Below are 20,293 nucleotides of genomic sequence, written 5' to 3'. Positions count from 1 at the left end.
GTACAACACTCATGTAATGGAAAAGAGATGCTAGCATAGAGCCACCAGTCGTCCTCAGCGTACCCCCTAACCAGTAGTCAGGATATGACCGAGCCAGAAGACCCCAGCCGCGAGCGCCTCAAGCATCACTTTGCCCAGCGGGTAATTCATCAAGCACGTCAGATTCTTGAGATATGGCAACGCCTGCAACGCAATGAATGGTCGACCCAGGAGCTGGCGGAACTGAGCGAGGCCAACCTGCGACTGTTACGCTTCGCTGAACGCTTCGAACAACCGGAGCATTCGCAACTGGCGCGTCACATCGGCTTGTCGCTGGAGGCTGTCGACGCCAATCGCGGTCGCCTCAGCAGCAGCCTGATCAGCGACCTCAATCGACTGATGCAACGCCTGTCGCGCACCGGCCTGCGCCATGGTGATCAGCTGGACCAAACGTTCCTGCCGCCCTTGCGCAAACCCGTCTATGTGATGCTGCAGGATCATGACCGTGCCGAGCGACTGGCCAAGCAGCTGGAGTTTTTCGGGCTCAGTGCCCAGTCCCTGGAGAGCGTGCCGGCATTCCGCTCATCAATGGTCGAGCGCCTACCAGCCGCCATCGTCATGGACGTTGACTTCAGCGGCCCTGGCGTCGGCCTGAAATTGGCGGCCGAAGCCCAGGAAGGTCTCGACCAGCGTTTGCCGCTGCTGTTTTTCAGCCTGCATGAAACCGACACCCCGACCCGCCTCGCCGCTGTGCGCGCCGGCGGCCAGGAGTTCCTCACCGGCACCCTTGAAGCGTCGAGCCTGCTGGAAAAAATTGAAGTACTGACCTGCGTCGCCCAGTACGAGCCCTATAAAGTGCTGATCATCGACGACTCGCGCGCCCAAGCCTTGCACACCGAGCGCCTGCTCAACAGCGCAGGGATCATCACCCGGACACTGATCGAGCCGATCCAGGCCATGGCCGAACTGGCGGACTTTCAACCGGACCTGATCATCCTCGACATGTACATGCCGGCCTGCACCGGTACGGAACTGGCCAAGGTGATCCGCCATAACGACCGCTATGTCAGCGTACCGATCATTTACCTGTCGGCCGAGGACGACCTGGACAAGCAACTCGATGCCATGAGCGAGGGCGGCGACGACTTCCTGACCAAACCCATCAAGCCCCGGCACCTGATCACCACCGTGCGTAACCGGGCGGCACGGGCACGCAACCTCAAGGCGCGGATGGTGCGCGACAGCCTCACCGGCCTGTACAACCACACGCACATCCTGCAATTGCTCGAAGACTGCTGCTTTCGCGCTCGCCGCGAGGGCAAGCCGCTGAGCTTTGCGATGCTCGACATCGACCACTTCAAACGCGTCAACGACAGCCACGGCCATCCCATGGGCGATCGGGTGATCAAGAGCCTCGCGCTGTTCCTCAAACAGCGCTTGCGCAAGACCGACTTCATTGGCCGTTACGGTGGCGAAGAGTTCGCCATTGTCATGCCCGATACCGACCTTGAAGCTGCCGTCAAAGTGCTCGATGACATCCGCAAGCGTTTTGCCGAGATTCATTATCCCGCGCAACCACAGGACCTTTGGTGCACGTTCAGCGCCGGCGTGGTGGACCTCGGCGAACACTCCGACAGCCTGTTGATGGCCAGCCAGGCGGACGAGGCGCTGTACCGTGCCAAAGGCGCGGGGCGCAACCGGGTGCAGGCCTCCCGGACATCAAAGCAAAGTGCCACCTTTTCATCGGAACAGACCGAGACAGTCATAACCCTGTAACAGAAACGCAATAACTTCAGGCACTTACCATTCTGCCGTTGGTAGTCCTTGATGCGCCTGAAACTGCTAACCAATCTCAATACCCTTCTTTTAGTTGCCGTCTGCGTAGCGCTTGGCGCCACACTCTGGTGGTCGCAAAAAGCCCTCGAACGCCCCTATCTATTAATGGAGCGCTACCTGGGCTTGTCCCAGCAATTCCAGAGTGACGTGGCGCGCAACATCGAGGATTACCTCGCCAGTGGCGATGCGCTGCGCTTGAGCAGCGCCAGCCAGGCCATCGACAAACTGCACAAGGAACTCGGCGAGTTTCCACCGGCCCTGGCTGAAACCTTGCAGCCGAGCCTGACGAACCTGGATGAATTCAGCAAAACCGATCTGCTGGCCGCCGGCAAGCTCGCCGCTGACCCACAGGCCCTGCTCCTGCAAGCCGAACGCGAGCTGGGGGCCAGCCTTGATCAACTCAGCCAGTACGCCAGTGGCAACGCGAGCTACCTGACTCCGCTGCTCAGCGCCTCCCAGCACCTGGGCAAACTGTCACTGGCCCGGGACAAATTGGTCAGCAGCGGCCGCAGCGAACTGGCCGCCGATGTCGAGCGCGAAATCACCGACATCCGCGCACAGGCCGAACAGCTGGATGCCCTGCCGTTATTGGGCGTGGCGGCCAGCAGTGAATCGAATACCGATGATTTCGCCGCGATGATGGGTCTGGAGAACACCGAGAAAGCCGCCGCCGAAGACGCCGGCGTGGGGATCAAGCGTGAGCTCAACAGCCTGCTCGGCCGCTACCCTGCGGAACTTTCGCGCACCCGCGAGCAAATCCACAAACGCGCCGAACTCAGTGCCGCGACGCACCTGAAAATCGCCGCCGTGCAACAAGCCATCGCCGGGCTGGAGCCGGTGGTACGCGCCCAACATGGGGAGATCCAGAGTGAGGTGCGATTGATACAAGGGGTAATGATCGGCTTGATCCTGTTGATCGCCCTGCTGATCGACACCCTGCAACGACGCCTGGCCCGGACCCTGACCAACCTCGCACCAGCCTTGTCGACCTGGGCGGAAGGCGACTTCAGCCGGGACATCCAACTGGGTAACACCAATCGCGAACTGCATGACATCGAAGCCTCGCTGAACCGCTTGCGCGCCTACCTGGTGGACCTGGTGGGGACCATTCGTCGCAACGCCGAACAGGTCGCCGGCAGCAGTCGAACCCTGGCGGAACTGAGCAATGACCTGCACAGCGGCGCCGAACACCAGGCCGGCGACACGGCAATGATTCGAGACTCCCTTGGCGAACTGGAGGCGACCATCCAGCAAGTCGCCGGCGACGCCAGCCAGGCCGCCGAGGCCAGTCGCCATGCTGGCCAGGCGGTCGAACATGGCCAGAAAGTCATTGGCCTGAGTCTTACCGGCCTGCATGCCCTGGTAGGAGAAGTGCAAGGCAATGCGCAGATGATCGAGCACCTGGCTGAAGAGTCCGCGACCATCGGTGGCGTGCTGACGGTGATCCGCTCGATTGCCGACCAGACGAATCTGCTGGCGTTGAACGCCGCCATCGAAGCGGCCCGGGCCGGTGAGATGGGCCGTGGCTTTGCTGTAGTGGCCGAAGAAGTGCGCTCGCTGGCACAACGCACCGCTGGGGCCACGGCCGAAATCCAGAGCCTGATCGCCGGCCTGCAAACCGCGGCGCGCCAATCGGTCGAAGGCATGCGCGCGCAGGTCGAGCATGCCGAAGCCACCGCCAACCAGGCGCAGGCGGCGGACGGTGCGCTGGATAGAATCGTCGGGGCAATCCAGACCATTTCCGATACCGCGGTACGCATCGCCGATGTCACTGCCCAGCAGAGCGGTGCCGTCAGTGAAATCCGCGATCACAGCGAGCGTATTCACCAGTTGGGTGGGGACAATTTGCTGCGTATCGGCCAGGGGCGTGAGCAGGGGGAGAATTTGATGGTGTTGGGTGGGCGCTTGCACACTGCCGTTCAGGCCTTCCGCGTCTGACTGCCCCCTCCTGATCGTTCCCATGCTCTGCGTGGGAACGATCACCTTGTCTCGCGCACTCGGCTATCATCCCCCCAATTCCGATACGCGAGATCGTCATGCGCCGTTTGCTTTACCTGCTGCTTTTAGTACTCGCCCTGCCTGCCACCGCCGGCGGTTTGCTGGAGAGTCGCCCCAGTTCGACCCTGGGCTCGATCAATAACAGTGCCGATTTCTTGCCGGTGCGCGAAGCCTTTCAGTTGAGCCTGGTAGAAAGCACGCCGCAATCGATCAAACTGCGCTTCGTCGCCACCGAGGGTTATTACCTTTACCGGCATCGTTTCCAGTTCCGCGCCGACCCGGCCGATGTCACCCTCGGCCCGGCGCAATTGCCCAAGGGCGAACAAAAGCACGATGAGTACTTCGGCGATGTCGAGGTTTACCGTGGCGTACTCGATGTAGAACTGCCGCGCACCGATCAACGCGCCTTCACGTTGATCGTGACCTACCAGGGCTGCGCCGACAAAGGCCTGTGCTATCCACCGGAAACCGAGCGCCTGGGCATCGACGGCAACGGCCCGACGACAACCCACGCCTGGAACTGGCGCGAGCTGGCGCTATTTTTCCTGGCGGGCCTGGGACTGACTTTTACCCCGTGCGTGCTGCCAATGCTGCCAATCCTTTCCGGCGTGGTGTTGCGTGGCCAAGTCGGCGGCTGGCGTGGTTTCAACCTGTCGTTGGCCTATGTGCTGCCGATGGCCGCCTGTTTTGCATTGTTGGGCGCGCTCATGGGCTTGTTCGGCGCCCAACTGAATCTGCAGGCACGCTTGCAATCGGCCTGGGTGCTGGTGCCGTTCGCAATGTTTTTTGCGCTGTTTGCCCTGGCGATGTTTGGCGTTTTCGAACTCAAGTTGCCGCACGCCATCAGCAGTCGACTGGACCGTATTGCCGGCCGCACCGAAGGCGGTTCGCTGTGGGGCGCCGCGGTATTGGGCGTGGTTTCCAGCCTGTTGGTTTCGCCCTGTGTCTCCGCGCCGTTGGCCGGTGCGCTGCTGTATATCAGCGCCAGCGGCGATGCGCTGGGCGGCGGCCTGAAACTGTTCATGCTCGGCCTGGGCATGGGCGCACCGCTTTTGCTGGTGGCCACCGGTGGTGCCACCTGGTTGCCGAAAAGCGGACCGTGGCTGATCTACGTGAAAAACGCGATTGGCGTGTTGTTGCTGGGCCTGGCGATTGCCCTGCTCAGCCGAGTGCTGCCGGGGCAAATCACCTTGCTGCTGATCGGCCTGCTGGCCGCTGGCGTCGGGTTGTTCCTCGGGGCACTGGAGTTCGTCTACAAACCGCCGCGAAAACGCCTGGGCCAATTGCTCGGAATGTTCCTGCTGTTTTATGCGCTGGCCTGTTGGTACGGCGGTTTTAGCGGCCAGACCGATCCGTTCAACCCAATCGGCCAGTCATCCGTGGTGGTTGGCGAGGTGTCTACGCAAAAAAATAGCGCCTGGCAAACCGTCACCACCGCGACAGACCTCGACCGGGTGCTCGCCGAAGCCCGGGCGTCCGGCACGCCGGTACTGCTCGACTGGTACGCCGACTGGTGCATCAGCTGCAAAGTCATCGAACACCAGGTGCTTGACGATGCGATCGTCATCGAACGCCTGAAGGGTTATCGGCTGATCCGCTTTGACATCACGGCCAGCAACGCCGAACAACGCGCCCTCCTCGACCGCTACCAACTGTTCGGCCCTCCAGCCTTGATGTTTTTCGGCAAGGACGGTGTCGAACGTGTCGATGTGCGGGTTATCGGCGAGATCACTGCCAGGGATTTCGCCGATCGTGTCGCCAAGGCGAATGACCGGATTTAATCAGGCAGTCATATATCTCGCGCAAACATCGGTCATCGTGCTGCCTATTGCAGAGAACTGGACAGTCACAAAGGCTTTGCGGCATAGTCGCCGGGTTCTGACAAATGCACACGGATAACCAAGGAACAGCCGATGGCGACGCTACTTGTATTGCACGGACCCAACCTGAACCTGCTCGGCACCCGCGAACCGGGCACCTATGGCGCTACCACGCTGGCGCAGATCAACCAGGACCTGGAGCGCCGCGCCCGCGAAGCCGGCCATCATTTGCTGCACCTGCAAAGCAATGCCGAGTACGAATTGATCGACCGCATCCATGCCGCCCGCAGCGAAGGCGTGGACTTCATTCTGATCAATCCAGCAGCTTTTACGCATACAAGTGTCGCATTACGTGACGCGCTGCTGGCGGTGAGCATCCCATTCATCGAAGTGCATTTGTCTAACGTGCACAAACGCGAACCTTTCCGCCATCACTCTTACTTCTCCGACGTAGCGGTGGGAGTGATCTGCGGCCTTGGCGCCAGCGGTTACCGACTGGCCCTGGAGGCCGCCCTAGAGCAGCTTGAAAGACCGGCAACAGCTTGAACAACAAGCGTTAAGCGCCCCTGACCGACCCTTGGGAGTTGATGATTCATGGATATCCGTAAAGTTAAGAAACTGATCGAATTGCTGGAAGAGTCCGGCATCGACGAGCTCGAGATCAAGGAAGGCGAAGAGTCCGTACGCATCAGCCGTCATAGCAAGACCCCGGCCCAGCAGTACTACGCGCCGGCTCCTATGCCTGCTCCGGCTGCCGCGCCTGTCGCTGCCGCCGCTCCGGCTGCTGCTGCCGCACCTGCGGCTGCCGCCGCGCCAGCACTGAACGGCACTGTTGCCCGTTCGCCGATGGTCGGTACGTTCTACCGCAAGTCTTCGCCAACCTCGCCGTCCTTCGTGGAAGTCGGCCAGACCGTGAAGAAAGGCGACACCCTGTGCATCGTTGAAGCCATGAAGATGATGAACCACATCGAAGCTGAAACCAGCGGTGTGATCGAATCCATCCTCGTCGAAGACGGCCAGCCGGTTGAGTACGACCAACCGCTGTTCACCATCGTTTGAACCGCGGAGCGCCTTTGATGACTGCGAAGTTGGAAAAAGTTCTGATCGCCAACCGCGGTGAGATTGCACTGCGGATTCTGCGCGCCTGCAAAGAGATGGGCATCAAGACCGTCGCCGTTTATTCCAAGGCGGACAAGGAACTGATGCACCTGGGCCTGGCAGACGAATCCGTCTGCATCGGTCCGGCATCGGCGGCCCACTCTTACCTGCACATCCCGGCCATCATCGCCGCGGCCGAAGTGACTGGCGCCACCGCCATTCACCCGGGCTACGGTTTCCTTGCAGAAAACGCTGATTTTGCTGAGCAGGTCGAGAACTCCGGCTTCGCCTTCATCGGCCCGAAAGCTGAAACCATCCGCCTGATGGGCGACAAGGTTTCGGCCAAGCACGCGATGATCGCCGCCGGCGTTCCAACCGTTCCGGGCTCCGACGGCCCGCTGCCGGAAGACGAAGAAACCGCCCTGCGCATTGGTCGCGAAGTCGGTTATCCGGTGATCATCAAGGCCGCTGGCGGCGGCGGTGGTCGCGGCATGCGCGTGGTACACAAGGAAGAAGACCTGATTTCCTCGGCGAAACTGACCCGCTCCGAAGCGGGCGCAGCGTTCGGCAACCCGATGGTCTACCTGGAAAAGTTCCTGACCAACCCCCGTCACGTGGAAGTTCAGGTTCTGTCCGACGGCCAGGGCCAGGCTATCCATCTGGGCGACCGCGACTGCTCGCTGCAACGCCGTCACCAGAAGGTGCTTGAAGAGGCGCCGGCACCGGGCATCGACGAACAGGCTCGCCAGGAAGTTCTCGCCCGCTGCGTCAAGGCGTGCATCGACATCGGTTACCGTGGTGCAGGCACTTTCGAGTTCCTGTACGAGAACGGCCGCTTCTACTTCATCGAGATGAACACTCGTGTCCAGGTAGAGCACCCGGTTTCGGAAATGGTCACTGGCATCGACATCGTCAAGGAGATGCTCAGCATCGCCGCCGGCAACAAGCTGTCGTTCACCCAGGATGACGTGGTCATCCGCGGTCACGCGCTGGAATGCCGGATCAACGCCGAAGACCCGAAGACCTTCATGCCAAGCCCTGGCACGGTCAAGCATTTCCACGCACCAGGCGGCAATGGCGTTCGCGTCGATTCGCACCTGTACAGTGGTTATGCCGTTCCGCCGAACTACGATTCGTTGATCGGCAAGCTGATCACCTACGGCGCAACCCGTGACGAAGCCATGGCGCGCATGCGCAATGCGCTGGACGAGATCGTGGTCGACGGGATCAAGACCAACATCCCGCTGCACCGCGACCTGACCCGCGATGCTGGTTTCTGCGAAGGGGGCGTGAACATTCACTACCTCGAGCACAAGCTGGCTGGCGAGAAGCACTAAGCTTCGACCCGATCAACAAAGCCGCCTTCGGGCGGCTTTGTTGTTTCTGGACATTTCATCCGAACCACAACACATTCCCTGTTGGAGCGAGCCTGCTCGCGAAGAGGCCAGCACATTCAACATCAATGCTGACTGGCATGCCGTCTTCGCGAGCAGGCTCGCTCCCACAGGGCATGCATTGATGCTTGGGACCAAGCCACTCCCACAAAACCTCCGCGCTCGCGTAAACTTGCGCGCTTCTCGCAGACCGCTAGGCTGCAATCAATATTTTTCAAAGGTGCCCGCCATGCCTTGGCTGCAAGTCCGTCTCGCCATCAGCCCAGAACAAGCCGAAACCTACGAAGACGCGTTCCTTGAAGTGGGCGCCGTGTCGGTGACTTTCATGGACGCCGAAGACCAGCCGATCTTCGAGCCCGAACTCAACACCACGCCGCTGTGGTCCCACACTCACCTGCTGGCGCTGTTCGAAGGCGGCACCGAGCCAGGCCCGGTCCTGGCCCACCTTGAGTTGCTGACTGGCAGCCCGCTGCCCGAGCATCACAGCGAAGTCATCGAAGATCAGGACTGGGAGCGCAGCTGGATGGATAACTTCCAGCCCATGCGTTTCGGTCAGCGCCTGTGGATCGTGCCGAGCTGGCACGCAGCTCCCGAGCCAGACGCCGTGAACCTGTTGCTGGATCCGGGCCTGGCCTTCGGCACCGGCACTCACCCGACCACCGCCTTGTGCCTGGAATGGCTCGACGGTCAGGACCTCAAAGACTGCAACGTGCTGGACTTCGGCTGCGGTTCGGGGATTCTGGCGATTGCCGCGCTGCTGCTGGGCGCCAAGCAGGCCGTGGGCACCGATATCGACGTGCAGGCGCTGGAAGCCTCTCGTGACAACGCCGGGCGCAACGGCATCGCAGACGAGCTGTTCCCGCTGTACCTGCCTGAAGATCTGCCGCAGGTTCAGGCCGATGTGCTGGTGGCCAATATTCTGGCCGGACCGCTGGTTTCGCTGGCGCCGCAGTTGTCGGGCCTGGTCCGGCAGGGCGGTCGCCTGGCGCTTTCGGGCATTCTTGCCGAGCAAGGCGATGAAGTGGCCGCAGCCTATGCCAAGGATTTCGATCTGGACCCGATCGCCAATCGCGATGGCTGGGTGCGCATCACTGGCCGTCGGCGCTAGAATGGACGCCTGCATCTACCGGATCGCCGCATGACCGACAGCTTCGTCACCCAGTGCCCGCATTGCCAAACCAGCTTCCGCGTCAACCATGCCCAGTTGAGCGTGGCGCGCGGGGTTGTTCGTTGTGGCTCATGCTTGCAGGTGTTCAACGCCGCCAAGCAACTGCTGGAGCAGGCCGGCAAGGAAGCACCCGCGCCGACGCCAGCCCCATTGGAAACCGTCGAACCGCCGCCGCAGCGCGCCATCAGCCAGAAACAATGGAGCGCTGCCGAGCTGGATCTGGACAGTCTCGACCTGGACGAAGAACTCGCCCGGCTTGAACAGCGGGAAATCCAGCCGACCACCGAGTTCGGCCGACACCGCGAAGACACGCTCAGCGCTCGCCGCGATAGCGCCGAGCACGACGAAGCCCCATGGCCCGACAGCCTGTTCAGCGAATCGGCTGCCGATCGCGCCCAAGCGGCCGACACGCTTGACGCGCTTGACGTGCTTGATACACCGCAGCCACCGAACGAACCGTCGCGTACTGAACCGTCGCTATCACTGGAACCGGTGGATCTGGACGACGAACCGCAGCCCCCGCAGCTGCGCCTGAACGATCCGCTCGTCGCCCCGGTACATCACGAACGCATGACGGCGACCGCAGAGATCGATGACGACCTGCCTTCGATCGAGCCGCCGCGCAAGCGTCGCGAACGCAGCGAACCAGGGGTTCGTGCCGAAGTACTGCAGGACCTGACCGACGATCCGCTGCAACTGGATTGGCAGAAACGTCGCTCACCATGGGGTCGTCGACTGTTTTGGCTGTTGTTGATCCTGCTGGGGGCCGGCGCACTCGCAGGCCAATACGTCGCCTACCATTTCGACGAACTGGCGCGCCAGGACCAGTACCGCCCCTGGTTCCAGCAACTGTGCCCGCAAATCGGCTGCACGGTGCCCTCCAAGGTCGACATCGCGAAAATCAAGAGCAGCAACCTGGTGGTCCGCAGCCATCCTGAGTTCAGCGGCGCCCTGGTGGTCGATGCGATCATCTATAACCGCGCACCATTCTCGCAGCCTTTCCCGCTGCTGGAGCTACGCTTTGCCGATCTCAACGGCCACCTGATTGCCAGCCGCCGCTTCAAACCCGGCGAATACCTCAATGGCGATCTTGAAGGCAAGGTGGAAATGCCTCCGCAAACGCCAATCCACATCGCCCTCGACATCCTCGATCCTGGTGCCAAGGCGGTAAATTACAGCCTGAGTTTCCACTCGCCCGAGTGAAACGCTTCACTGACCGACAATTGACGACGACTTCCTGTCTTTGCCCGCCCGGACCAAACCGCTGGCAATAACAGAATAACTGTTCAGATTTTGTTCAATTCAGCCTTTATCCAGTCATCGAGAGCGGGTATCATGCCAACCCTTTTTCGAACTCTCATGATCCGGCCCCACACCAGGGAAGTCCTATGTCGGCGGTACGCATCGGTCCATATACATTACACAACGGCTTGATTCTCGCCCCGATGGCGGGTGTCACCGACCAACCCTTTCGCCAGCTGTGCAAGCGATTGGGCGCGGGGCTGGTCGTCTCGGAGATGGTCACCAGCGACATGAGTCTGTGGAACACCCGCAAGTCGCGCATGCGCATGATCCATGCAGGTGATCCCGAGCCACGCTCGGTGCAGATCGCCGGTGGTGACGCACAGATGCTGGCGGATGCCGCCCGGGCCAACGTCGAGCTGGGCGCACAGATTATTGATATCAACATGGGTTGTCCGGCCAAGAAAGTCTGCAACAAGGCAGCAGGCTCGGCACTGTTGAAAGATGAAGCATTGGTAACCGAGATCCTGCAGGCCGTGGTGGCCGCGGTCGATGTGCCGGTTACCCTGAAGATCCGGACCGGTTGGGACCGGGACAACAAGAACGGCCTGACGGTGGCGAAGATCGCTGAACAGGCAGGCATTACGGCCCTGGCGGTGCATGGACGCACCCGTGCCGACCTGTACACCGGTGAAGCCGAGTACGACACCATTGCCGCGATCAAGCAGGCCGTGTCGATGCCGGTCTTCGCCAATGGCGATATCGATTCGCCAGAAAAGGCCCGGTACGTGCTCGACGCGACGGGTGCCGATGGCCTGTTGGTAGGCCGGGCTGCCCAGGGGCGGCCATGGATTTTTCGCGAGATCGACCATTTCCTGCGTACCGGCGAGAAGCTCCCGGCGCTGGACCTGATCGAGGTGGAACGCATCCTGCTAGAGCATCTGGCTGCGCTGCACGCCTTCTATGGAGACGTGATGGGCGTACGCATTGCTCGAAAGCATGTGGGCTGGTATCTCGCAACCTTGCCGGGCGCCAGGGAGTTTCGCGCCCACTTCAATCGTTTGGATGGTACGGAAGCACAATGCGCCAACGTTCGGGAGTTCTTTGCCGGGCGTTACAAGAGCCTGACAGGGGACGGAGAGTGGGTGGCCGCATGACGATGATGACCGAGACTTTAGTGAGTGGAACAACGCCCGTGAGCGACAACGTGAATTTGAAACAGCACCTCAATACGCCAAGCGAAGAAGGCCAGACCCTTCGCGGGAGTGTCGAGAAGGCGCTGCACAATTATTTCGCCCACCTTGAGGGCGCTGCCGTCACGGATGTGTACAACCTGGTGCTCTCCGAAGTCGAGGCTCCCCTGCTCGAGTGCGTGATGAACTACGTCAAGGGCAACCAGACCAAGGCCAGCGAAATGCTCGGACTGAACCGGGGCACGCTGCGCAAGAAACTCAAGCAGTACGATTTGCTGTAAGCATTCAATCAAACCAGAAAGGCGCCCGCGTAAGACCGGTCGCCTTTTTTGCTGACTCCTTTGCTTTTGATGGAAATTGAGATGACCGACCAGACTACCCGCCTGCCGATCCGCCGCGCCTTGATCAGTGTTTCCGACAAGACCGGGATCCTCGAATTTGCCAAGGAGCTTGAAGCCCTGGGTGTCGAGATCCTTTCCACCGGCGGGACGTTCAAGCTGCTGCAGGACAACGGCGTTGCCGCAGTGGAAGTCGCGGATTACACCGGCTTCGCCGAAATGATGGACGGCCGGGTGAAAACCCTGCACCCGAAAATCCACGGCGGGATCCTCGGTCGTCGCGGTATCGACGACGCCATCATGAACGAGCACGGCATCAAGCCGATCGACCTGGTAGCGGTCAACCTGTACCCATTCGAAGCAACGATCTCCAAACCAGGTTGCGACCTGCCGACTGCCATCGAGAACATCGACATCGGCGGCCCGACCATGGTTCGTTCGGCAGCCAAGAACCACAAGGACGTGGCCATCGTGGTCAACGCCAGCGATTACGCCAGCGTCCTGGAAAACCTCAAGGCCGGCGGCCTGACCTACGCCCAGCGTTTCGACCTGATGCTCAAGGCCTTCGAACATACCGCCGCCTACGACGGCATGATCGCCAACTACATGGGCACCGTGAACCAGGCTGCTGAGACCCTCAGCACGGAAGGTCGCAGCGAATTCCCGCGCACCTTCAACAGCCAGTTCATCAAGGCCCAGGAAATGCGCTACGGCGAGAACCCGCACCAGAGCGCGGCGTTCTACGTTGAAGCCAAGCCTGCCGAAGTCGGCATCGCCACCGCGACCCAGCTGCAAGGCAAAGAGCTGTCCTACAACAACGTGGCCGATACCGATGCCGCGCTGGAATGCGTGAAGAGCTTCGTCAAGCCAGCCTGCGTGATCGTCAAGCACGCCAACCCGTGCGGCGTGGCCGTCAGCCCGGACGCCGAAGGCGGCATCCGCAAGGCTTACGACCTGGCCTACGCTACTGACACCGAATCGGCATTCGGCGGCATCATTGCCTTCAACCGCGAACTGGACGCCGAGACCGCCAAGGCCATCGTCGAGCGTCAGTTCGTCGAAGTGATCATTGCCCCGAGCGTCAGCGAAGAAGCCCGCGCCATCGTCGCCGCCAAGGCCAACGTGCGCCTGCTGGCCTGTGGCGAGTGGTCGGCCGATCGCGCTGCTGCCTGGGACTACAAGCGCGTCAACGGTGGCCTGCTGGTGCAGAGCCGCGACATCGGCATGATCAGCGCCGATGACCTGAAAGTCGTGACCAAACGTGCGCCGACCGAACAGGAAATCCATGACCTGATCTTTGCCTGGAAAGTTGCCAAGTACGTCAAGTCCAACGCCATCGTCTACGCCAAGAACCGTCAGACCATCGGTGTCGGCGCTGGCCAGATGAGCCGTGTGAACTCTGCGCGCATTGCTGCGATCAAGGCTGAACATGCTGGCTTGCAGGTAGCTGGCTCGGTAATGGCTTCCGATGCATTTTTCCCGTTCCGCGACGGCCTGGACAATGCGGCCAAGGTCGGTATCACGGCGGTGATCCAGCCAGGTGGCTCGATGCGTGATGCTGAAGTGATTGCTGCGGCGGATGAAGCCGGCATCGCCATGGTGTTCACCGGCATGCGCCACTTCCGTCACTGATTTCTTTGCTTGATCGTACCCACGCTCTGCGTGGGCACGCAGCCCGGGACGCTCCGCGTCCCTCGGACGCAGAGCGTCCGTAGAGGCGTTCCCACGCAGAGCGTGGGAACGATCAGTCCCTACAGAATTAGCGTCATCCGAGGTTTTTGAAATGAATGTTTTGATCATTGGCAGCGGTGGCCGTGAACACGCCCTAGCCTGGAAAGTCGCTCAGGATCCTCGAGTGCAGAAGGTGTTCGTGGCACCGGGTAACGCCGGCACTGCCATCGAAGCCAAATGCGAGAACGTCGCCATTGACGTACTGGCCCTTGAGCAACTGGCGGACTTTGCCGAGAAAAACGTTTCCCTGACCATCGTTGGCCCGGAAGTACCGCTGGTCGCAGGTGTTGTGGATCTGTTCCGCAGCCGCGGCCTGGACTGCTTCGGTCCGACCGCAGGCGCTGCTCAGCTTGAAGGTTCGAAAGCCTTCACAAAGGACTTCCTGGCTCGTCACAAGATCCCGACCGCCGACTACCAGAACTTCACCGAGATCGAGCCAGCCCTGGCTTATCTGCGTGAAAAAGGTGCGCCGATCGTGATCAAGGCCGATGGCCTGGCTGCCGGCAAAGGCGTGATCGTCGCCATGACCCTGGCCGAAGCAGAAGACGCCGTGCGTGACATGCTGGCAGGTAATGCCTTCGGCGACGCCGGTTCGCGCGTGGTGATCGAAGAGTTCCTCGACGGCGAGGAAGCCAGCTTCATCGTCATGGTCGACGGCAAGAACGTCCTGCCGATGGCCACCAGCCAGGACCACAAGCGCGTCGGCGACGGCGACACTGGTCCGAACACGGGCGGCATGGGTGCCTACTCCCCTGCCCCGGTTGTCACCAGCGAAGTACACAAGCGCGTCATGGACCTGGTGATCTGGCCGACCGTGCGCGGCATGGCCGAGGAAGGCAATGTCTACACCGGTTTCCTGTATGCGGGCTTGATGATCGACAAGGCCGGCAACCCGAAGGTCATCGAATTCAACTGCCGTTTCGGTGACCCGGAGACCCAACCCGTCATGCTGCGCTTGCAGTCGAGCCTGGTATTGCTGGTCGAAGCAGCCTTGGCGCAGGCGCTGGACAAGGTCGAAGCGCAATGGGATCCACGTCCGAGCGTCGGCATCGTCCTGGCCGCTGGCGGCTATCCTGGTGACTACGCCAAGGGTGTGGCCATCAATGGCCTGGATGCGGCGGCGGCACTGGACGGCAAAGTCTTTCACGCCGGTACCGCGCTCAAGGACGGTCAAGTCGTGACCGCTGGTGGCCGGGTGCTTTGCGCCACGGCCATGGGCGCCAGCGTCGATGAGGCGCAACAACAGGCTTACAAACTGGCGGCCAAAATCGATTGGGAAGGCTGTTTTTATCGCAAGGACATTGGCTACCGCGCCATTGCCCGCGAGCGCGGCGAACAGGAATAAGGCAACAATTGCGACAGGCAGGGGCTTACCCCCCTTGCCTGGCTATTCCGGCGCCGCGCATAGTTATATTCTGGCATTAACCTACGAAGGGATTTCGCCGTGCGCTGGCTCAGGATTGCCATAAGTCTAACCGTCACGTTGCTGACCTTGCTCTGCATGCTCCCGGCCCAGGCCGCGCAAGGCAGTGGTTGGGCGGTATTGCTCGACGAACAGGGTGACCTGCAGCTGAGCGACATCCGCTCCGCCCGCTACACCAACCAATTCAGCCCCATCGAACTCGACCACCTTACGGCGGCCGAGCCCGACGGTGCGCTGTGGCTGCGTTTCCGGCTCGCACCGGGCAAGCATGAACAATTGCTGCGGGTGTTCGCGCCCGATCTGTTGCACTTCAACATGTATGTGCTGGACGGCGACAAGCTGATTGACCAGTCACATACAGGCAACGAACAACCCCTGGCGGACCGTCCCTTGCCCAGCAGCGACTTCATGCTGCCGCTGCCGCAAAGCGACAAGCCCCTGGACGTCTACCTGCGACTGGTTTCCGAACACCAGTTGCGACCCTACATCACCTTGCAATCGGCGGTCATTACCGCAGCCAACCAGAACCAGACGCTGATCTATGGATTGCTACTGGGCTGCATCGGCATGCTGATCCTGCACAACCTCCTCCGCTATGCCTATACGCGTTCGACCAGCAGTGTCTGGTTGGCGGTTTGCGAAGCCTTGTTGGGGCTCAGCCTGGTGCTGTTGCTGAACCTGGCGGGACCCTGGATCCCGGACTGGCAGGCCGTGCAGACGCCCGGCGCCTACCTCGCCTTGCTGCTGACGGCCCCCAGCGGCCTGATATTCGCTTATCGCTTCTTCAAGCCCCTCGGACCGCATCCGCTGAACAAGCTGATCGTGGGCGACATCCTGTTCATCATGATCTGCAGCCTGCTGCTGCTGTTCGTCAACACGCTGCCACTGAACATCATCACCTACGCCCTGGTCGCCCTGGCGGGCCTGACCATGCTGTTTGTCAGCACCTATCACTGGCAAAAAGGCTATCGCCCGGCGCGACTGTTCGTGGCGGCCATGGTGGTGTTCAACCTGGGCACCCTGATCATCCTGCCCGCCTTGCTGGGGCTGACCCTGATCGAACCCCATGACCTGATCACCACCCTGCTGGTGTTCATCTGCATCAGTGGCCTGTTGATGAGCATCGCCCTGAGCGAACGCCAGCGCAGCATCACCGAAGCGCGTTTCAGCATCAGTCGTGACCTGGCGGCCAGCAACGCCGAGATCAATGCCAAGGCCGAGTTCCTGGCGAAAATCAGCCACGAGATCCGCACCCCGATGAATGGTGTGCTGGGCATGACCGAGTTGCTGCTGGGCACGCCACTGTCGGTCAAGCAGCGCGACTATGTGCAGACCATCCATAGCGCAGGCAACGAACTGCTGACGTTGATCAACGAAATTCTCGACATTTCCAAACTCGAGTCCGGTCAGATCGAACTGGACGATGTGCAGTTCGACCTCAACGCACTGATCGAAGACTGCCTGAGCATCTTCCGCGCCAAGGCCGAGCAGCAGAACGTCGAACTGATCAGCTTCATTCAGCCACAAGTACCGCGCGTCATCAGCGGTGATCCGACGCGCCTGCGCCAGACATTGCTGAGCCTGCTGGAAAACGCGCTGAAGAAAACCGACGAAGGCGAGATCCTGATCGTCGTCGCCCTCGACGAACGCAGCAGCCATCCACGCTTGCGCATCGCCGTGCAGGACAGCGGCGAACCGATGGACGTCGAAGAGCGCGACGCGCTGATGCAGGCTGAACTGCACAGCAAGCATTTCCTCTCTACCAACCACCTGGGCGGTAATCTGGGGTTGGTGATCGCCCGTCAGTTGATCCGCTTGATGCAAGGTGAATTCGGCATCAAGAGTGGTAACAGCCAGGGCAGTACCTTGTGGCTGACCTTGCCCCTGGACCCGGACCGACTGGAGCATCCAACCTGCGACCTCGATGGCCCCCTGCAGGGTGCACGGGTGTTGGTGGTGGATGACAACGACACCTGCCGCAAAGTGCTGGTGCAGCAATGCAGCGCCTGGGGCCTGAACGTGAGCGCGGCACCGTCGGGCAAGGAGGCATTGGCGCTGTTGCGCACCAAGGCGCACCTGCGTGACTACTTCGATGTGGTCCTGCTGGATCAGAACATGCCTGGCATGACCGGCATGCAACTGGCCGCCAAGATCAAGGAAGACCCGAGCCTGAACCATGACATCCTGCTGATCATGCTGACCGGCATCAGCAATGCGCCGAGCAAGATCATCGCGCGCAATTCGGGGATCAAACGCATCCTTGCCAAACCGGTGGCCGGCTATACGCTCAAGACGACCCTGGCCGATGAACTGACCCAGCGCAACAAAGGGCTGGCGGTGCCGCAACACCTGCCATCCGGTCCGCCTCTGCCGATCAAGGTCCCCAGCGATTTCCGCATTCTGGTCGCTGAAGACAACAGCATTTCGACCAAGGTCATCCGCGGCATGCTGGGCAAGCTCAATCTGCAACCGGACACCGCCAGCAACGGCGAAGAAGCCTTGGTGGCCATGAAGGCGCATCGCTACGACCTGGTCCTGATGGATTGCGAAATGCCGATCCTCGACGGTTTTTCGGCGACCCAGCAACTGCGCGCCTGGGAAGTCGGCAATCAAAGATCCCGCACCCCGGTAGTAGCGTTGACCGCGCACATCCTCGCTGAGCATAAGGAGCGTGCACGCCAGGCTGGCATGGATGGGCACATGGCCAAACCGGTTGAGCTCTCGCAGTTGCGCGAATTGGTCGAACACTGGGTTGCCCAGCGCGATCAGCAGAACCGCGCGACGACGCCCACGTCCTGAGCCGACAGACTCCACGGCGCCTGTTAGACTCCCCTCGACTTCCCCCACCAGTGAGCCTGCCCCATGCTCCACGTGTTGTTCAGCGTTTACCTGAAGATGTTGGTGCTCTATAGCCCGTTCTTCGTGTTGTCCTGCTTCATCAGCCTGACCCGCGGTTATTCGCGCAAGGAACAACGCCGACTGGCGTGGAAGGTGGCCATCGCCACGCTGGTCTCCAGCGTCCTGCTGTATCTGTTCGGACGCGTGATTTTCAGCGTATTCGGCATCACCGTGGATGCCTTCCGGATCGGCGCCGGCAGCGTGCTGTTCATCTCGGCGTTGGGGATGGCGCAAGGCAAGTCGGCGGTGCAGACCGATAATGTGCAGCAGGACGTGACCATCGTCCCCTTGACCATTCCGCTGACCGTCGGCCCCGGCACCATTGGCGCCCTGCTGGTGATGGGCGTTAGTCAGCCGCACTGGGACGATAAGCTCACGGCTATCGTCAGTATTGCCCTGGCCAGCTTCACCGTCGGCGTGGTGCTGTACCTGTCCAACCGTATCGAACGCATTCTAGGCGACCAGGGCTTGCAGATCGTCAGCCGGCTGATGGGCTTGTTCGTGTGTGCGTTGGCGGCGCAGATTATCTTTACCGGGGTGAAGGGGTATTTGGTGCCCTGATTGCACAAGGCACCTGCCAGGACCTGCTAAATCGTCAGGCTGGCGATCTCGAGATGTTCAGACTGCCGCCGTGCACCTAACCACTGCACGGTATCTGCCCTGTACTCGCCAAAGACGCCTGCATTGAAACGAGCGGTGTAAAAATAGGCGTTCACCGCGCCATGCAGATCACTGAAAGCAAAGTCACGCCCCGTGAATAGCCTGCCGACTGATCCGCGGGTATCAAAAAAAACCGAAGCGCTATTCAAGGACCCACGTTCATTGACCACACCAATGCACGCCCTGATGCGCTTCATCCCCTTCACATTCAGCGCTGCCTGTTGGCGGAAGATCTGCTCCAGGTTCATGTTGTCCGGCAACGCGGCGACCTTATCCAACACTGCCAGAAAAACAGTCGCCTGCTCACTATCCAGATTGTTTTCAAAGACCGTCGCAAACGCCTCTCTCAACGAGAACGTCTTTTCGGCAATGGATGTAAACGTACCGGTCGTCACATTTTGCCGATCGTAGACCCAGCCACACTCATACAAGATACTTTTGTAAGCCTCGAACCAATCCAGGCCGTTCGGCTCGTCAGGAAACTCTTCATCGGCAGCAAGCTGAGTAAAAAGCAAAGCATCAATCACATCTTGTTTCGTGGCGAACGACAATTCTTTTGATAAAGCCAGCATGCAACATCCATTGATGTAAATCGAATAGTCCATATGTCTATATCCATCGTGCAAACCAGAGGCAAACGCCTCCGGCCAAGGCTGGCTATCTTTTACTTCCTGTGCCGCGCAAATCGTTTGCTTCGCATCTCTTTGCGCCGCAACCCAAGGACAGACTCAATATCATCTTTTACTTCAGCATAGGCAAAAGGATTAAAGGTGAGATAATTCGAACCCTGGTAAATATCAACATTAGTGACTTTGAGATCAAAGAAAAGGACCTCACCACCGAACGTATTGCTTTCATGATTGATCGACGAAAAAGAAACAATAATGAGACCATTCTTTGCTTGCTCACACGGCAATATGGCCAGCTTCACACCTTTTGCTGTCACTACATCGTAATTGAATAGCTTGACTGTATCAGGTTCCTTTTCCAAAGCCGTCAAGGTAGAGTCTGCCACGGCACTCAACACCGTTGCACCGGGAATGGCGGCTACTGCCGCAGCAATCCCTGCCTGGACAATGGACGTGACGATATTTTTCATCGTCCCCGAGCCAGACTGCTTTTTGTATTCCAGACTCGCATGAATTGGAACAGAACATCCCATATCCAACATGCAATTGATAAATGCTCGATGCCAGGCCGCAGGGTTCGGATCATTTTTAGTTTCGTGATCAGCTTCCAGCTTCGAAAAACTGATGAGGTTTTCGATAATCATCATGTTCTCGAGCGAAATACCATCGCCGTAACCGATGAGTGAATTACCTAAAACCAAAGCATCCAGTTCCTTGGTAGGACTCGACGCCGCCAAATCAGCGGAACCCACCAGACCTCTTGCACGGGGAGCGTTAACCAACAGTGCCTTGGCCCTGGCAATACGCGCCTTTCCCAAATCCGTGCAACCCTTGAGAGCGCTTGAATCTTCAAAACTTTCCATATTCAACATTCCTTTAAGTTCGT

The 20,293-nt window shown here is 60.1% G+C and carries 15 protein-coding genes and 1 pseudogene; 14 read left to right on the top strand and 2 right to left on the bottom strand.

Translation table 11 applies throughout. The features are described 5' to 3' along the window. Positions 1-84 precede the first annotated feature (84 nt). The 14 genes and pseudogenes from HGP31_RS03380 to HGP31_RS03315 all read left to right on the top strand — a co-directional run bounded on the left by HGP31_RS03380 (position 85) and on the right by HGP31_RS03315 (position 18,679). Positions 85-1,755, top strand: a complete 1,671-nt coding sequence (locus HGP31_RS03380; protein WP_033039401.1) for a response regulator — start codon at positions 85-87, stop codon at positions 1,753-1,755. A gap of 1,491 nt (positions 1,756-3,246) precedes the next feature. Then, positions 3,247-3,753: pseudogene (locus tag HGP31_RS30880) on the top strand (methyl-accepting chemotaxis protein); the annotation flags it as partial. 98 nt (positions 3,754-3,851) lie between these two features. Continuing rightward, entirely contained in the window at positions 3,852-5,594 is a 1,743-nt protein-coding gene (locus tag HGP31_RS03370) for a protein-disulfide reductase DsbD (protein ID WP_020797555.1), read from the top strand. A gap of 132 nt (positions 5,595-5,726) precedes the next feature. After that, entirely contained in the window at positions 5,727-6,179 is a 453-nt protein-coding gene (gene aroQ / locus HGP31_RS03365; protein WP_020797556.1) for a type II 3-dehydroquinate dehydratase, read from the top strand. A gap of 48 nt (positions 6,180-6,227) precedes the next feature. Then, positions 6,228-6,692, top strand: coding sequence for an acetyl-CoA carboxylase biotin carboxyl carrier protein (accB, locus tag HGP31_RS03360; RefSeq protein WP_007971363.1), 465 nt, complete (start codon positions 6,228-6,230; stop codon positions 6,690-6,692). A 17-nt stretch (positions 6,693-6,709) separates the two neighbouring features. Continuing rightward, positions 6,710-8,068, top strand: a complete 1,359-nt coding sequence (gene accC / locus HGP31_RS03355) for an acetyl-CoA carboxylase biotin carboxylase subunit (RefSeq protein WP_020797557.1) — start codon at positions 6,710-6,712, stop codon at positions 8,066-8,068. Between the two features lie 286 nt (positions 8,069-8,354). Beyond that, positions 8,355-9,233 carry a 50S ribosomal protein L11 methyltransferase gene (prmA, locus tag HGP31_RS03350; protein ID WP_020797558.1) on the top strand — a complete coding sequence of 293 codons (879 nt, stop codon included), beginning with the start codon at positions 8,355-8,357 and terminating at the stop codon, positions 9,231-9,233. Between the two features lie 30 nt (positions 9,234-9,263). Further along, on the top strand, positions 9,264-10,496 hold the full coding sequence (locus tag HGP31_RS03345) for a DUF3426 domain-containing protein (RefSeq protein ID WP_020797559.1): 1,233 nt from the start codon (positions 9,264-9,266) through the stop codon (positions 10,494-10,496). Between the two features lie 185 nt (positions 10,497-10,681). Next, complete coding sequence (dusB, locus tag HGP31_RS03340) at positions 10,682-11,692, top strand: tRNA dihydrouridine synthase DusB (protein ID WP_020797560.1); 1,011 nt, start codon at positions 10,682-10,684, stop codon at positions 11,690-11,692. Next, positions 11,689-12,009, top strand: a complete 321-nt coding sequence (fis, locus tag HGP31_RS03335) for a DNA-binding transcriptional regulator Fis (RefSeq protein ID WP_015093301.1) — start codon at positions 11,689-11,691, stop codon at positions 12,007-12,009. The genes dusB and fis overlap by 4 nt, the downstream gene beginning before the upstream one ends. Before the next feature lie 81 nt (positions 12,010-12,090). Next, positions 12,091-13,698, top strand: a complete 1,608-nt coding sequence (purH, locus tag HGP31_RS03330; protein ID WP_020797561.1) for a bifunctional phosphoribosylaminoimidazolecarboxamide formyltransferase/IMP cyclohydrolase — start codon at positions 12,091-12,093, stop codon at positions 13,696-13,698. A 151-nt stretch (positions 13,699-13,849) separates the two neighbouring features. Next, a complete protein-coding gene (gene purD / locus HGP31_RS03325; protein WP_020797562.1) occupies positions 13,850-15,142 on the top strand; it encodes a phosphoribosylamine--glycine ligase in 1,293 nt (430 codons plus the stop codon). A 99-nt stretch (positions 15,143-15,241) separates the two neighbouring features. Beyond that, positions 15,242-18,019 carry a hybrid sensor histidine kinase/response regulator gene (locus HGP31_RS03320; protein ID WP_168757173.1) on the top strand — a complete coding sequence of 926 codons (2,778 nt, stop codon included), beginning with the start codon at positions 15,242-15,244 and terminating at the stop codon, positions 18,017-18,019. Positions 18,020-18,082: 63 nt separating this feature from the next. Then, positions 18,083-18,679 carry a MarC family protein gene (locus tag HGP31_RS03315; RefSeq protein WP_008058841.1) on the top strand — a complete coding sequence of 199 codons (597 nt, stop codon included), beginning with the start codon at positions 18,083-18,085 and terminating at the stop codon, positions 18,677-18,679. A 26-nt stretch (positions 18,680-18,705) separates the two neighbouring features. Here HGP31_RS03315 and HGP31_RS03310 read toward each other — a convergent pair whose 3' ends face one another. Together HGP31_RS03310 and HGP31_RS03305 are read right to left on the bottom strand one after the other, a co-directional pair. After that, positions 18,706-19,383: a hypothetical protein gene (locus HGP31_RS03310; protein WP_168757172.1), complete on the bottom strand. Its 678-nt coding sequence runs from the start codon at positions 19,381-19,383 to the stop codon at positions 18,706-18,708. Positions 19,384-19,442: 59 nt separating this feature from the next. Continuing rightward, a complete protein-coding gene (locus HGP31_RS03305; RefSeq protein WP_168757171.1) occupies positions 19,443-20,270 on the bottom strand; it encodes a hypothetical protein in 828 nt (275 codons plus the stop codon). Positions 20,271-20,293 lie beyond the last annotated feature (23 nt).

Origin of the sequence: Pseudomonas umsongensis (assembly GCF_012647205.1) — a bacterium.
GTDB classification, from domain to species: domain Bacteria; phylum Pseudomonadota; class Gammaproteobacteria; order Pseudomonadales; family Pseudomonadaceae; genus Aquipseudomonas; species Aquipseudomonas umsongensis.
The sequence above is the reverse complement of the archived record's forward strand: the minus strand, read 5'-3'. Positions and strand labels throughout refer to the sequence as shown.

Excerpts from the sequence above, each read along its gene's own strand:
- HGP31_RS03380 (WP_033039401.1), top strand. The coding sequence starts at position 85 with ATGACCGAGCCAGAAGACCCCAGCCGCGAGCGCCTCAAGCATCACTTT.
- HGP31_RS03370 (WP_020797555.1), top strand. The coding sequence starts at position 3,852 with ATGCGCCGTTTGCTTTACCTGCTGCTTTTAGTACTCGCCCTGCCTGCC.
- aroQ (WP_020797556.1), top strand. The coding sequence starts at position 5,727 with ATGGCGACGCTACTTGTATTGCACGGACCCAACCTGAACCTGCTCGGC.
- accB (WP_007971363.1), top strand. The coding sequence starts at position 6,228 with ATGGATATCCGTAAAGTTAAGAAACTGATCGAATTGCTGGAAGAGTCC.
- accC (WP_020797557.1), top strand. The coding sequence starts at position 6,710 with ATGACTGCGAAGTTGGAAAAAGTTCTGATCGCCAACCGCGGTGAGATT.
- prmA (WP_020797558.1), top strand. The coding sequence starts at position 8,355 with ATGCCTTGGCTGCAAGTCCGTCTCGCCATCAGCCCAGAACAAGCCGAA.
- HGP31_RS03345 (WP_020797559.1), top strand. The coding sequence starts at position 9,264 with ATGACCGACAGCTTCGTCACCCAGTGCCCGCATTGCCAAACCAGCTTC.
- dusB (WP_020797560.1), top strand. The coding sequence starts at position 10,682 with ATGTCGGCGGTACGCATCGGTCCATATACATTACACAACGGCTTGATT.
- fis (WP_015093301.1), top strand. The coding sequence starts at position 11,689 with ATGACGATGATGACCGAGACTTTAGTGAGTGGAACAACGCCCGTGAGC.
- purH (WP_020797561.1), top strand. The coding sequence starts at position 12,091 with ATGACCGACCAGACTACCCGCCTGCCGATCCGCCGCGCCTTGATCAGT.
- purD (WP_020797562.1), top strand. The coding sequence starts at position 13,850 with ATGAATGTTTTGATCATTGGCAGCGGTGGCCGTGAACACGCCCTAGCC.
- HGP31_RS03315 (WP_008058841.1), top strand. The coding sequence starts at position 18,083 with ATGCTCCACGTGTTGTTCAGCGTTTACCTGAAGATGTTGGTGCTCTAT.
- HGP31_RS03310 (WP_168757172.1), bottom strand. The coding sequence starts at position 19,383 with ATGGACTATTCGATTTACATCAATGGATGTTGCATGCTGGCTTTATCA.
- HGP31_RS03305 (WP_168757171.1), bottom strand. The coding sequence starts at position 20,270 with ATGGAAAGTTTTGAAGATTCAAGCGCTCTCAAGGGTTGCACGGATTTG.